The following is a 13,809-nucleotide window of genomic DNA, read 5'->3' as shown; positions in this document are numbered from 1 at the left end:
AACCGAAACCATGGCGGTTTCCGTAACCCTTCCGGCGCTCGGCGAGAGCGTCACCGAGGGCACTGTCACCCGCTGGCTGAAGGCCGAGGGTGAACGCGTCGAGGCCGACGAGCCGCTGCTCGAAGTCTCGACCGACAAGGTCGACACCGAGATCCCGGCCCCCGCCTCGGGCATCCTGGCCTCGATCAAGGTCGCCGAGGACGAGACGGTCGAGGTGGGCGCCGAGCTGGCGATCATCGACGACGGCACGGGCGCGCCCGCTGCCGCTCCGGCCCCGGCCGCCGAGCCCGCCGCCGTCCCGGCTCCGGCCGCGCCGGTCGCCGCGCCGGTCGTCGAGGCCCCGGCCGCCCCCGCCCCGGCCCCCGCTGCCCCCGCGGCTCCGGCCGGTGGCGCGTCCGGTACGGACGTGGTCCTGCCCGCGCTCGGTGAGTCCGTCACCGAGGGCACCGTCACCCGCTGGCTGAAGTCGGTCGGCGACTCCGTCGAGGCCGACGAGCCGCTGCTGGAGGTGTCCACCGACAAGGTCGACACCGAGATCCCGGCGCCCACCTCCGGTGTGCTGCTGGAGATCACGGTCGGCGAGGACGAGACCGCCGAGGTCGGTGCCAAGCTCGCCGTCATCGGCGCCCCGGGTGCCGCTCCGGCGGCCGCCCCCGCCCCGGCTCCGGCGCCCGCCGCCGCTGCCCCGGCTCCCGCCGCTCCGGCCCCCGCGCCCGCCCCGGCCGCCCCGGCGCCCGCGCCGGTCGCCGCCGCGCCGGCTCCGGCCGCCCCGGCTCCGGCCCCCGCGCCGGTGGCCGCCGCACCGGTGGTCGCCGCCCCCGTCACCCCGGCGCCGGCTCCGGCCGCTCCGGTCGACGAGGGTGCCTACGTCACCCCGCTGGTCCGCAAGCTCGCCGCCGAGAACGGCGTCGACCTGGGTGCCGTCAAGGGCACCGGCGTCGGCGGCCGGATCCGCAAGCAGGACGTGCTCGCCGCCGCCGAGGCCGCGAAGGCCGCCGCCGCTGCTCCGGCTCCCGCCGCTGCCGCTCCGGCCGCCGCCGCTGCGAAGAAGGCCCCGGCGCTGGAGGTCTCCCCGCTCCGCGGTCAGACCGTCAAGATGACCCGCATCCGCAAGGTCATCGGCGACAACATGGTCAAGGCGCTGCACGAGCAGGCCCAGCTCTCCTCGGTCGTCGAGGTCGACGTGACCCGCCTGATGCGCCTGCGCACCCAGGCCAAGGACTCGTTCGCGGCCCGCGAGGGCGTCAAGCTCTCCCCGATGCCGTTCTACGTGAAGGCGGCGGCCCAGGCGCTGAAGGCCCACCCGGCCGTCAACGCCCGGATCAACGTGGACGAGGGCACGATCACCTACTTCGACACCGAGAGCATCGGTATCGCGGTGGACTCGGAGAAGGGCCTGATGACCCCGGTCATCAAGCACGCCGGTGACCTCAACATCGCCGGTATCGCCAAGGCCACGGCCGACCTGGCCGGCAAGGTCCGCGCCAACAAGATCACCCCGGACGAGCTGTCCGGTGCGACCTTCACCATCTCCAACACCGGCTCGCGCGGCGCGCTGTTCGACACGATCATCGTGCCGCCGAACCAGGTCGCGATCCTCGGCATCGGTGCCACGGTCAAGCGTCCGGCCGTCATCGAGACGGAGGAGGGCACGGTCATCGGCGTCCGCGACATGACGTACCTGACCCTGTCCTACGACCACCGCCTGGTGGACGGCGCCGACGCGGCCCGCTACCTGACGGCCGTCAAGGCGATCCTGGAGGCGGGCGAGTTCGAGGTCGAGCTCGGTCTGTAACCTGCAACAGGGGTGAGGATCTCCACGAAGTCGAGATCGGTCTCTGGTCCCCAGCGGTTTCCACGGTGCCCCGTCCGGAGTTCTTCCGGGCGGGGCACCGTCGTCTCACCGGCAGCGTGTAAGTCTCGTCTCACCTGCGCGAAAGCGCCCCCGTGCGCCTCTCCCGAAAGGCGGTCCGGCCTTATTGTCTAAACGTCAAACGCCCTTAAGGAGCTCCCATGACCGCGCCCGTCGTCCACTCGCTGCGCGAACAGATCCGCGAGCACATCGTGGAGGGGATCGTCAGCGGGCGCTGGAAGCCGGGCGAGCGGATCGTGGAGCGACGGATCGCGACGGAGCTGGAGGTCAGCCAGACGCCGGTGCGGGAGGCGCTGCGCGAGCTGGAGTCGCTCCGGCTCATCGAGTCGGCGCCGAACAAGGGCGTGCGGGTGCGGAACCTGACGGCGGCCGACCTGGAGGAGAGCTACCCGGTGCGGGCCGGCCTGGAGGCGATCGCGGCGGAGCTGGCGGCGGAGCGGCTGGCCGAGGACTGCTCGGCCCTGGAACCGCACGTGGCGGCCCTGTACGACGCCGACCGGAACTCCGACGGCACGGCACAGGTCCGCCACACGGTCGGCTTCCACCGTGAGCTGGTCCGGGCGGCCGGCAACTCGGTGCTGCTGCACACCTGGGAGGGCCTGGGCATCGAGGTCTTTACGGCCCTGTCGATCCGCTGGCTGGGCACGGTCCAGCAGTCGTACGCCGAGGAACACGAGGAGCTGGTGGCCGCCTTCCAGCGCCGCGACCCCCGCATCGCGGACATCGTGAAGTCCCACGTCCTGGGCTGCGCCCCGAGGCCGTGAGCCGCCGGGGCCACGGTGGGCCCGGCACCGCCGAACAGCGCCGTCCCGGCTGATCGCCGCCGCGGCGGAAAAGACAGGGCGGGAATCCCCTTCCACACAAGAGCGCTCCCCCGCTCAAACACCGCCTCACCTGCGTAAACGTCGACTGGATCACGTCACCCGGTGCCATCGCCGAAGGCACCCCGTGCCGACTTTCTCGGAATCGAGAGGTTTTGCCCCTCAACCCTTTGATCGATCATCGATCAGGGAGTTAGAGTCACCGACGGGCTCGCACCCGGGCCCTCTGCCCTGTCCTGCCAAAGACCAAGGGCACCCCCGAACCCCTTACCGATGAGGGAACCCCCTTCGACTGAGGAAGGCGGCGACATGACCGACCCCCAGGCCATCCAGCCGAGCGCGCTCGACCAGCTCCCGGACCGGGACCCGGAGGAGACCGCCGAATGGCAGGCCTCTCTGGACGCCGTGGCCAGGGAGGCCGGGCCGCACCGCGCCGCATACCTGATGCGCCGTACGCTGGAGCGAGCCGAGGCGGACGGCGTCGCGCTGCCGAAGCTGCTGGAGACGGACTACCTCAACACCATCCCCACCGCCGCCGAGACGGCCGTCCCCGGCGACGAGGAGATGGAGCGGAAGATCACCGCGTGGAACCGCTGGAACGCGGCCGCGATGGTGACCCGGGGCAGCAAGCACGGCGTCGGCGGTCACATCGCCACCTTCGCCTCCGCCGCCTGGCTCTACGAGACCGGCTTCAACCACTTCTTCAAGGGGAAGGAGGGGGACGGCTCCGGTGACCAGCTCTACATCCAGGGCCACGCCTCCCCCGGCATCTACGCCCGCGCCTTCCTCGACGGCCGCCTGACCGAGGCGCACCTCGACAACTTCCGCCAGGAGGCCGGCGGCAACGGCCTCCCGTCGTACCCGCACCCCCGCCGCCTGCCGTGGCTGTGGGAGTTCCCGACGGTGAGCATGGGCCTCGGCCCGCTCTCGGCCATCTACCAGGCCCGCTTCAACCGGTACCTGACCGCGCGCGGTATCAAGGACCTCACCGCCTCGCACGTCTGGGCCTTCCTCGGCGACGGCGAGATGGACGAGCCGGAGTCCACGGCCGCCCTCGCACTCGCCTCCCGCGAGGGTCTGGACAACCTCACCTTCGTCATCAACTGCAACCTGCAGCGCCTCGACGGCCCGGTGCGCGCCAACTTCAAGATCGTGCAGGAGCTGGAGGCCCAGTTCCGCGGCGCCGGCTGGAACGTCGTCAAGACGCTGTGGGGCACGGCCTGGGACCAGCTGTTCGCGCTCGACACCACCGGCGCGCTGGTACGGCGGCTGCGCGAGGTACCGGACGCGCAGGTGCAGACGTACCAGACCCGCGACGCCGCCTACATCCGCGCCGACTTCTTCGGCAAGGACCCCGCGCTCGCCGAGATGGCGAAGCTGCTGAGCGACGACAAGATCCTGGAGTGCTTCCACCTCTCCCGCGGTGGTCACGAGGCACGCAAGGTGTACGCCGCGTACAAGGCCGCCGTCGAGTTCAAGGGCGCGCCGACCGTGATCCTGGCCCAGACGGTCAAGGGCCACACCCTCGGCGACGGCTTCGCGTCGAAGAACGCCAACCACCAGATGAAGAAGCTGACGGTGGACGAGTTCAAGACGATGCGGGAGCTGCTTGAGCTGCCGATCCCGGACAGCGCCTTCGCCGACGGGGTCGTGCCCTACGGCCACCCGGGCGCGGACTCCCCCGAGGTGCGCTACCTCCAGGAGCGACGGGCGGCCCTCGGCGGCCCGGCCCCGGCCCGCCGCACCCACGCCCTGGCGCCGCTCCCCGCCCCCGCCGACAAGGCCTTCGCCTCCTTCGACAAGGGCTCCGGCTCGCAGAACGTGGCGACCACGATGGCCTTCGTCCGCCTCGTCAAGGACCTGGTCCGGGACAAGGAGACCGGGAAGCGCTGGGTGCCGATCGTCCCCGACGAGGCGCGCACCTTCGGCATGGAGAGCCTGTTCCCGTCGCTGGGCATCTACTCGCCCAAGGGACAGACGTACGAGCCGGTCGACCGTGACCAGCTGATGTACTACAAGGAGGCCAAGAACGGCCAGATCCTCAACGAGGGGATCACCGAGGCCGGTTCGATGGCCGACTTCATCGCCGCGTCCACCGCGTACGCGACGCACGGCGAGGCGATGATCCCGTTCTACATCTTCTACTCGATGTTCGGCTGGCAGCGGACCGCCGACCAGATGTGGCAGCTCGGCGACCAGCTCGGCCGCGGCTTCCTCGTCGGCGCGACCGCCGGCCGCACCACCCTGACCGGCGAGGGCCTCCAGCACGCCGACGGCCACTCCCCGGTGATCGCCGCGACCAACCCGGCCGCGCTGTCGTACGACCCGGCCTTCGCCTACGAGATCGCGACGATCGTCAAGGACGGCCTGCGCCGCATGTACGGCGAGCCGGCGCCGGGCGAGGACCCGAACGTCTTCTACTACCTGACCGTCTACAACGAGCCGCTCCCGCAGCCCGCCAAGCCGGCCGGGCTCGGCATCGACGAGGGCATCGTCAAGGGTCTGTACCGCTTCAACACGGCGGAGTCGGCCGGGCTGTCCGCGCCGGCGAACGCCCCGCGCATCCAGCTGCTCGGCTCCGGTACGGCGATCCACTGGGCGCTCAAGGCGCAGCGGCTGCTCGCCGAGGAGTGGGGCGTGGCGGCCGACGTCTGGTCCGCCACCTCCTGGACGGAGCTCCGCCGTGACGCCATGGAGGCGGACGCGGCCCTGCTGCGCGGCGAGGACCGGGTGCCGTACCTCCGCCAGGTGCTGCACGGCGCGGAGGGCCCGGTCCTGGCCGTGTCCGACTACATGCGCCAGGTCCCGGACCAGATCGCGCAGTGGGTCGAGCAGGACTGGGCCTCCCTCGGCGCCGACGGCTTCGGGCTCTCCGACACCCGGGACGCGGCCCGCCGCCACTTCGGCGTCGACGCCGAGTCGGTCGTCGTGGCGGCCCTGGCCCAGCTGGCCAGGCGCGGCGAGGTCAAGGCGACCGCGGTGAAGGAAGCACGGGAGCGCTACGCGCTCTGAGCGGTTGACGGGGTGCCGCACGCCGGGGTGACGGTGGATAACAATCCGCACCACTCCGCGTGCGCCCCCGGCGCCCAGGCACGATGCTGGACCCGTGATGGACGAGACGGAGTTCTGGGAGCTGGTCGACACCACCCGCGCGGCCGCCGAGGGCGACCCCGAGGAGCAGGCCGACCTGCTCGTGGAGCGGCTGCTCCAGCTGGAGCCCGACCTGGTCCTGGACTTCGCCCGGCACTTCGAGGCCCGCTACAACCGCGCCTACCGCTGGGACCTGTGGGGCGCCGCCTGGGTCCTGCTGGACGGGGCCAGCGACGACGCGTTCGACTTCTTCCGGTGCTGGCTCATCGCCCAGGGCCGGGAGATCTTCGAGGGCGCCCTGCACGACCCGGACGCGCTGGCGGAGCTGCTGGCCGACTTCGACGAGGAGATCGACGGCGACGGCGAGGAGCTGGGGTACGCGGCGGACGAGGCGTACGAGCAGCTCACCGGGACCGTGGCGCCCGACCTGGGTATCGCCCCCGCGCCCTCCGAACCCGAGGGCACCCCGGTCGACTTCGAGAACGGCCGGGTGCTTGCCGACCGGTTCCCCAGGCTGTGGGACCGCTTCAAGGGGTAGGGGTCGGGCGGGTAGGGCTCAGGCCGCGGTACGGCGGCGGGTCGCGTCGGACGGGATGTACGCCTGGGTCTGCTCGGCCTTGACCGCGTGGTGCATCGGCGCCGCGTTGGCCTGGTCGAGGGCGGACGCGGTGACCGCGGCCGGGCCGAGGACGACCGTCGCGACCGCGCAGACCACGGCCCAGGGTCCCCGGGACGACCTGGCCCAACCGGCCTTCTCCGTGGCCTGGGTACGGCCTTCGGCACGGGTTTCGGTACGACTGCTGTTCATGATCCCCACCTCCAGTCGGCTTCTGGTGTCCCTGACGGTAGGACGCGGGGATCTGAACGGCCTGCGTGCCGCCTATGGCGTTCCTGTGGACGCTTTCGCGGGTGGTCCGAGGACGGTGCGCGGGGGCGTTTCCAGGAGCCCTCTCAGGGGGGTTCCGGCCCGGGGCACGGCTGCCGCCGGTGTCTTCGAAGGTGCCGGGGTTTTCGAAGGCGACGGTGGCGCCGCGGGTTTCGCCGTCGGGAGCCTGCCCTGCAGCCGGGCCGCCGTCTCCCTGATCTCGGGGAGGCGGTCGGCGAGGGCCGCTCCGGGACAGTTGGTCCGGTAGCCGTCCTGGTGGCCGGCCACGGCGGGCAGGGCGACGGTGGTGCCCTCCTGGTAGCGGCTGAGGCCGTTGCTGGAGACCAGCCGGGCGCTGCCGCGCGGGTCGACGCCGGCCAGCCCGAGTTTCCAGGCGGCGACGGCGGCGATCGCGTCGGTCATGGCGCGCGGCACGGGTACCCCGGCGGTGAAGGTGCCGAGGGCGGCGATGCCGGCGGTGCGGTGGTTGAAGCCCTGGGTGTGCGCGCCGGTGACGGCCCGGTCCGCGCCTCCCGCGCGGCCCTCGTAGATGGTGCCGCACCGGTCGACGAGGAAGTTGTAGCCGATGTCGTCCCAGGCGCGGTCACCGGTCTGGCCGGAGTACAGGCGGCGGATGATCTCGGGGGTCTGCGCGCAGGAGTAGCCGTTGGGCGAGTCGGTGTGGTGCACGAAGACGGCGACGACCTGGTCGTCGTAGCGCGGTGGCGGCTGGGTGCGGCGGACGGTGGCGTCCAGCCAGGCCGAGCGCGGCTCGATGTGCGGCCGGGGTGCCCGGTAGCGGATGGCGGGGCTGGCGGGCGCGGGCGCGGCCAGGTGGATCGCGACGGGGCGGTCCTCGCCCTGGGTGCACAGCACCAGGGTGAGGACGGCGGCGAGGCCGGGCAGGCAGCCGAGCAGCGTCAGGGCGGTGATCCTGGTGCACCGCCCCGCTCTTGGGAAGACACGCATGGCAATCACTCTCGGGGTGATCGACTGCGCCCGCGATGTGTGCTGTGCCACCTGGTGGAACCATCGTCCTGGTCCGGGGCGTTTCAGGGGGTACACGTGCGCGTGGCCGGTTCCCGGGGCCTCGCGCGCGTGAACTGATCACCGGGCCTGTCCCGACCGTATTAAGGGCACCGAGAGAAAGGCGGCTCCGTGGACCTGCTCGACCTGGTGCTCGTACTGGTGGTCCTCGTCTACGCGGCGTCCGGTTACCGGCGCGGGCTGGTGGCCGGCTGTGTGTCGCTGGCCGGGTTCGTGGGCGGCGCGGTGATCGGCGTGTGGGTGCTGCCGTGGGTGATGGAGCTGGTCACGCGCGGGACGGCGACGGCGACGGTGGTCGCGGTGCTGACGGTGCTGGTGCCGGCGGTGGTGGGGCACGAGCTGGCGGGGCGGCTGGCGCTGCGGCTGCGCCGGGAGCTGGACGAGGGGCCGCTCAGGGTGGCCGACGGGATAGGCGGCGCGGTCGCCAACTCGGTGGCGGTGCTGATCGTGGCCTGGGTGGCGGCGAGCGTCCTCGGCGCGTCCTCGTCGCCCGCGGTGACGACGGCGATCCGGGACTCGAAGCTGCTCGGCGCCGTGCAGGACACCATGCCGGACACCACGCCGGCCTGGTTCTCGCGGGCCACCTCGGCGCTGACCGAGGCGGGTTTCCCCCAGGTCTTCAACCCGTTCGAGAACGAGTCGACGGCCCAGGTCGCCAAGCCCTCCGGGGACAACGTCACGGCGGCGGCCACGAACGCGGCCAAGCGCAGCACGGTCAAGATCGAGGGTTCCTCCGGCACCCAGGGCCGCGAGGGCAGCGGGTTCGTGTTCGCGCCGGAGCACGTGATGACCAACGCGCACGTGGTGGCCGGCATCGACAACCCGAGCGTGCGGATCGGCGGGGTCGGTCCGTCGTACGACGCGGAGGTCGTCCTCTTCGACCCGGACCGGGACGTGGCGGTGCTGTACGTGCCGCAGCTGCGGGCTCCGGTGCTGAAGTTCGACACGAGCGCGGCGCGCGGGAACTCCGCCGTGGTGGCCGGCTATCCGCAGGACGGCGACCTGAACCTGCAGGCGGCCACCGTGGCGAACACGGTGCGGGCCACCGGCCAGAACATCTACAACGACGCCACGGTGACCCGGGAGATCTACTCGATCCGTTCCACGGTCCGCCCCGGCAACTCCGGCGGCCCGCTGCTGACCACCGGCGGCAAGGTGTACGGCGTGGTGTTCGCCCGCTCCACGTCCGACGACGAGACGGGGTACGTGCTGACCGCCGACGAGGTGGCCACGGACGCCTCGCGCGCGGCGCACGCCACCTCGCCGGTGGACACGGGCGAGCTGATCACGTCCTGATCTCGTCCTGGCCGTCAGGTCCTGGCCGTCACAGCGGCCGGCCCATGACCACGTCGTCGACGTACTCGCCGTCCAGGAAGAACTCCCCGGGCAGCACGCCCTCGACGGCGAAGCCCTCCGACTCGTAGAGCCGGCGCGCCGGGGTGTTGTGCCCGAGGACGCCGAGCCGGATCCGGCGGGCGCCGCGGCGGCGGGCCTCCTCCATCGCCGCCCGCAGCAGCGCCCGGGCCACGCCCCGGCCGCGGGCCTCCTCGGCGACCGCGAGGCCCCTGATCTGCCGGACGTGCGCGTTGGAGGCGATCTTGTAGGCGAGGCCGAGCCGGACGTAGCCGACGATGCGCCGGTCGACCTCGGCGACCAGGGTGTCCTCGGGGGCGTGCCGCTCGCCGAAGAAGGGGTCGTACGGCGGCTGCGGCCGCGGCAGGACCGCGTGCAGGTACGACCAGGTGGCGCGGTCGAGGGCGGAGAGCTCCTCGTCGTCGTCGGGCAGGGCGGTGCGTATGTACGGTTCCGGCATGCGGTCACCCTAAGTCGGCCGGCACCGGGGCCCCACGGGTTTTCCTCCGTCCTTCCCGGCATGCTGGGACCCATGGAACGTTCTCGTATCGCGGTGGCCGGCGCGTCCGGCCTCATCGGCAGCGCCCTGGTGCGGTCCCTGCGGGCGGACGGGCACGAGGTGGTGCGCCTGGTGCGGCGCGCCGCCCACGGCGCCGGGGAGGTCTGCTGGGATCCCGAGGGGCAGTACGTGGACACCGCCGGGCTGGCCGGCTGCGACGCGGTGGTGAACCTCGCCGGGGCCGGGATCGGCGACCGGCGCTGGACGGCCGCCTACAAGCGGGAGATCCGGGACAGCCGGGTGCTCGGCACGGCGGCGCTCGCGGAGGCCGTGGCGGCGATGCCGGAGCCGCCGCGGGTGTTCGTGAGCGGCAGCGCGATGGGCTTCTACGGCGACACCGGCGACCGGGCCGTGGACGAGGACGCCCCGCCCGGGGACGGCTTCCTGCCGTCGCTGTGCGTGGAGTGGGAGGAGGCGGCGGCCCCGGCGCAGGAGGCGGGCGTACGGACGGTGTTGACGCGCACCGGACTGGTGGTGGCCCGCGGCGGCGGGGCCTGGGGCCGGCTGTTCCCACTGTTCAGGGCCGGGCTCGGCGGCCGGCTGGGCGACGGCCGCCAGTACTGGTCGTTCATCGCGCTGCACGACGAGGTCGCGGCGATCCGGTTCCTGATGGAGACTGAGGGTCTGTCGGGCCCGTTCAACCTCACCGCACCGCATCCTCTGACCAACGCCGAGATCACCGCGGCGATGGCCCGGGTGCTGCGCCGTCCGGCCCGCTTCCCGGTGCCCTCCCCGGTGCTGCGCGCGGCGCTCGGCGAGATGGCCGGGGACGTGCTGGGCAGCCAACGGGTGGTGCCGAAGCGACTGCTGGAGTCGGGGTTCACCTTCGCGTTCCCGGGCATCGAGGACGCGATCCGGGCGGCCTGACGGCCCGTGTGACCGTATGCGACCGGCGTGCGACCGTGCCCTGTTCATGCGCGACTGTCCTTGACCGATCACCGCCCTAACCTCGACCCGAACTCGGGTATCCCCGGAGCTTGTTGGGGGCATCACGTCTCCACCGGACGCGCAATCGAGGAGGGGCCTCGTGCATGAGCCCGCGTACCAGGCGGACGTCGTCATCGTGGGAGCCGGAATCGCCGGACTCTCCGCGGCTCATCGGCTGAACAGCGCAGGAGTAACGACCGCGGTCCTGGAGGCCGCCCCCTACGTCGGCGGACGCATGTCGACCGAGAAGGTGGACGGCTTCCGGCTCGACCGGATCGGGCAGCTCCTGTCCACGTCCTACCCGGAGCTACGCCTCGCCCCAGGACTGGACGCCCTGGTTCTGCGCCGGTACGCGCCCGGCGTGCTGCTGCATCGCGACGGACGCAGGCACCGGGCCGGCGCACCGGCGGGCGGCGGAAGCGCGAGGGGCGCACTGTACGCCGTGCGCGCCCTGGCAAGCGCCCCCAGGGGCGGCCCGGCCGTGGCACCGGCGCGGTCGACGGCACCGATGGGCGGCGCCGTCGACCAGGCCCGCCTGGGCGCCGCACTGGGCCGCCTCGCGGTCACTCCCGTCGAACGGATCCTGGCCCGCCGCGAACTCCCCGCCGCCCACGCCCTCGCGGAGCGCGGGGTGCCCGCCCGCACGATCGACGGCTTCCTGCGCCCGCTGCTCGCGGCCCTCCTCTGCGACCCCGAGCTGACGACGTCCAGCCGCTGCGCGGACCTCGCCCTGCGCTCCTTCGCGAGCGGGCGGCTGTGCGTGCCGGAGGGCGGCGCCGAGGTCCTCCCGGACCTCCTCGCCCGCGCCCTCCCGCCCGGCACGGTCCACACCGGCGTACGGGTCACCTCGGTCTCCACCACCTCGGTGACGACGGCCGAACACGGCGAGATCCGCTGCCGGGCGGTCCTCCTCGCGACCGACGCCCGAGCCGCCGCCGAACTGCTCCCGGGCCTGCGCGTCCCGGACTTCCACCAGGTGACGGTGGTCCACCACACGACGGACGAACCGGCGACGCTCACGACCGGGACGTCCCTCCTCCTGGACGCGGACCGGGGCGGCCCCGTCTCCCACACCTCCGTCGTCAGCAACATCGACCCGAGCCGCGCCCCCCAGGGCCGCGCCCTGATCTCCTCGACACTCCTCGGCGCACCCCCCTCGGACATCGACACCGCGGTCCGCATGCACCTCTCCCGCCTCTACGGCACGTCGACGCGCCGCTGGGAGACCCTCGCGGTCCACCACACCCCCGAGGCCATCCCCGCCATGCGCCCCCCGCACGACCTCCGCCGCCCCGTCCGCCTCCTCGCCGGCCTCTACGTCTGCGGCGACCACCGCGACACCAGCACAGTCCAGGGAGCACTGCATTCAGCCCACCGGGCAACAGCGGCCATCCTGGCGGACCTGGGCGCAGCAGGCTCCTTGAACACCGCGGAGCCTTTGCAACGCCGGGCCGCATAGCGCCCCTTCGGGGAAAGGGGCGCTGGGGGTACCCCCGGCCGAAGGCTGGGGGAGGAACTGCGCGACCAGCCACGACGGCGGCGCACCCGCCAGACGACCGGAGCCGCCAACGGCGAGTGGCGACGGCCAGTCCGGCACCGCCGAACAACACCGTCGTGGCTGATCACCGCTGCGGCCGAAAAGAAAGGTGAGCCGCAGCGGACCGTCAGTTCAGTGCGGCGACCTTCTCCCGGTACCCCTTCACCGGTGCCGCGTCCTTGTACGGCTCCAGGCGGCGTTCGAAATCCTTGACGTACTCGATCGCGCGGACCGAGCGCATCTCCGCCGCCGCCCCCGCCGCCTCCACGCCGAGCGCGCACGCCTGGTCGAGTTCGCCGAGGCCCAGGCGGGCCGTGGCGAGGACGACGCGGCAGAAGAGGCGGCTGCGGGCGTAGGAGGGCGCACGGAGTTGGAGAGAGCGCTCGGCGTGCTGCGCGGACGCCCGGAACTGCTGGAGGTCACGGTGGCAGTGGCCGAACTCGTCGGCCAGTTGCGCCTCGTCGAAGAAGCGGGCCCAGTAAGGGACTTCGTCGCCGGGGCGGGCCGTCTCCAGGGCGCGTTCGGCGCGGACGAGCGCGCCCGTGCAGGCGCGCACCTCGCCGAGCACCCCGTGGGCGCGGGCCTCGGCCGCGTGGAGCAGGGCCTGGACGACCGGTGGGGCGCTCGTGCCCACCCCCTGCTGGGCGACGCGCGCGAGCTGCACCGCTTCCCGGCCGTGGCCGAGGTAGACCGCCTGGCGGCTCATGGTGACGAGCACGTAGGAGCCGTAGGACCGGTCCCCCGCCGCCTGGGCGAGCCGCAGTGACTGGACGAAGTAGCGCTGGGCGAGGCCGTGCGCGGCGATGTCGTACGACGTCCAGCCCGCGAGCCGGGTCAGGTCGGCCGCCGCGCCGAACAGCCTGCGGCCGGTCTGCTCACCGTACGTGCCGCGCAGCATCGGCTCGCACTCGTGCTCCAGGTAGCGGACGAGGGCCTGCCGGGCGTGGCCGCCGCCGTACTGGTCGTCGAGGGAGCGGAACAGCTCGCCGACCGAGCGGAGCGCGGCGATGTCGCCGCCGGTCACCCGCTGGCCGGGCCCGCGCTCGGCCTGCCCCCGCGGGCGCACCGGCGCGAGCGGCACCGACTTGGGCGGGGCGGGCCGGGTCTGCGCCGGCACCCGGGCCGTGGCCGCCGGTGCCGCCGGCTCGCCGCGGGCCACCTTGTCGTCGGCGCGGCCGATCAGCCAGTCCCGGCTGGGGACGACCAGCCCGGCCGGGGTGAAGGCGATCTTGCGGAGCTCGGCGTGGCTGCCCGAGTCCTTGCGCCACAGCCCGCTGACGATGTCGACGGCCTCCTCGGGGGTGGCCGCGAACTCCAGCCCGGCGTACACCGGGGCGCAGGCGTCGAGGCCCAGGTCCTGGGCGGTGAGCCGGCGGCCGAGGCGCCGGGTGAAGACCTCGGCGATCAGGGCGGGTGTGGTGCCCCGGGGCTGCTGGCCGCGCAGCCACCGGGTGACCGATGTCTTGTCGTATCTGAGATCCAGCCCGTGTTCGAGTCCGAGTTGGTCGACGCGCCGGGCCAGACCCGCGTTGGAGAACCCTGCTTCTGCGATGAGCGCGGCGAGCTGGCGGTTGGGGGTGCGCTGCGCGGGTCGGTCCGTCATCTGGGGTGCGGTCTCCTGCCTTCTGGCTCAGCTCGGTCGCTTGTGCCCGGATTGCCGGTGAGCAGCCCTTTTGGCGCTCGTGGACGGCGCGAATGTAGCGGAGAGTGAGCAGTCGATCGCACATCTCGCCGTTC

At 72.9% G+C, this 13,809-nt stretch carries 11 protein-coding genes; 7 read left to right on the top strand and 4 right to left on the bottom strand.

Features of this window, described 5'->3' with window-relative positions:
• Nucleotides 1-10: 10 nt before the first annotated feature.
• From sucB to ABT137_RS37595, 4 genes are all read left to right on the top strand, one after another.
• On the top strand, nt 11-1,795 hold the full coding sequence (sucB, locus tag ABT137_RS37610; protein ID WP_351715808.1) for a 2-oxoglutarate dehydrogenase, E2 component, dihydrolipoamide succinyltransferase: 1,785 nt from the start codon (nt 11-13) through the stop codon (nt 1,793-1,795).
• A 218-nt stretch (nt 1,796-2,013) separates the two neighbouring features.
• Nucleotides 2,014-2,637: a GntR family transcriptional regulator gene (locus ABT137_RS37605; RefSeq protein WP_351715806.1), complete on the top strand. Its 624-nt coding sequence runs from the start codon at nt 2,014-2,016 to the stop codon at nt 2,635-2,637.
• Nucleotides 2,638-3,003: 366 nt separating this feature from the next.
• Entirely contained in the window at nt 3,004-5,706 is a 2,703-nt protein-coding gene (gene aceE, locus ABT137_RS37600; protein WP_351715804.1) for a pyruvate dehydrogenase (acetyl-transferring), homodimeric type, read from the top strand.
• Between the two features lie 97 nt (nt 5,707-5,803).
• Entirely contained in the window at nt 5,804-6,322 is a 519-nt protein-coding gene (locus ABT137_RS37595) for a DUF4240 domain-containing protein (protein WP_351715944.1), read from the top strand.
• An 18-nt stretch (nt 6,323-6,340) separates the two neighbouring features.
• On the opposite strand, the gene ABT137_RS37590 is transcribed toward ABT137_RS37595, so the two are convergent.
• Both ABT137_RS37590 and ABT137_RS37585 read right to left on the bottom strand, forming a co-directional pair.
• Nucleotides 6,341-6,592: a hypothetical protein gene (locus ABT137_RS37590; protein WP_351715802.1), complete on the bottom strand. Its 252-nt coding sequence runs from the start codon at nt 6,590-6,592 to the stop codon at nt 6,341-6,343.
• A gap of 72 nt (nt 6,593-6,664) precedes the next feature.
• Nucleotides 6,665-7,618 carry a peptidoglycan recognition protein family protein gene (locus ABT137_RS37585; protein WP_502984641.1) on the bottom strand — a complete coding sequence of 318 codons (954 nt, stop codon included), beginning with the start codon at nt 7,616-7,618 and terminating at the stop codon, nt 6,665-6,667.
• Between the two features lie 189 nt (nt 7,619-7,807).
• On the opposite strand from ABT137_RS37585, the gene ABT137_RS37580 reads away from it, so the two are divergent.
• The gene (locus ABT137_RS37580) at nt 7,808-8,992 is read left to right on the top strand and encodes a MarP family serine protease (protein WP_351715800.1); all 1,185 of its coding nucleotides are present in this window, start codon (nt 7,808-7,810) and stop codon (nt 8,990-8,992) included.
• A gap of 28 nt (nt 8,993-9,020) precedes the next feature.
• Here ABT137_RS37580 and ABT137_RS37575 read toward each other — a convergent pair whose 3' ends face one another.
• Nucleotides 9,021-9,509 carry a GNAT family N-acetyltransferase gene (locus tag ABT137_RS37575; protein WP_351715798.1) on the bottom strand — a complete coding sequence of 163 codons (489 nt, stop codon included), beginning with the start codon at nt 9,507-9,509 and terminating at the stop codon, nt 9,021-9,023.
• A gap of 72 nt (nt 9,510-9,581) precedes the next feature.
• On the opposite strand from ABT137_RS37575, the gene ABT137_RS37570 reads away from it, so the two are divergent.
• Nucleotides 9,582-10,475 carry a TIGR01777 family oxidoreductase gene (locus ABT137_RS37570; protein WP_351715797.1) on the top strand — a complete coding sequence of 298 codons (894 nt, stop codon included), beginning with the start codon at nt 9,582-9,584 and terminating at the stop codon, nt 10,473-10,475.
• Nucleotides 10,476-10,635: 160 nt separating this feature from the next.
• Nucleotides 10,636-11,994 carry an NAD(P)/FAD-dependent oxidoreductase gene (locus ABT137_RS37565; protein ID WP_351715795.1) on the top strand — a complete coding sequence of 453 codons (1,359 nt, stop codon included), beginning with the start codon at nt 10,636-10,638 and terminating at the stop codon, nt 11,992-11,994.
• Nucleotides 11,995-12,199: 205 nt separating this feature from the next.
• Here ABT137_RS37565 and ABT137_RS37560 read toward each other — a convergent pair whose 3' ends face one another.
• Nucleotides 12,200-13,675 carry an NsdA family TPR-like regulatory protein gene (locus tag ABT137_RS37560; RefSeq protein ID WP_351715793.1) on the bottom strand — a complete coding sequence of 492 codons (1,476 nt, stop codon included), beginning with the start codon at nt 13,673-13,675 and terminating at the stop codon, nt 12,200-12,202.
• Between the last annotated feature and the right edge of the window lie 134 nt (nt 13,676-13,809).

It is taken from the genome of Streptomyces sp. NPDC001980 (genome assembly GCF_040296885.1).
In the GTDB taxonomy this organism is placed as follows: domain Bacteria; phylum Actinomycetota; class Actinomycetes; order Streptomycetales; family Streptomycetaceae; genus Streptomyces.
Note: the sequence above shows the minus strand (reverse complement) of the source record. Positions and strands in the feature narration are given on the sequence as shown.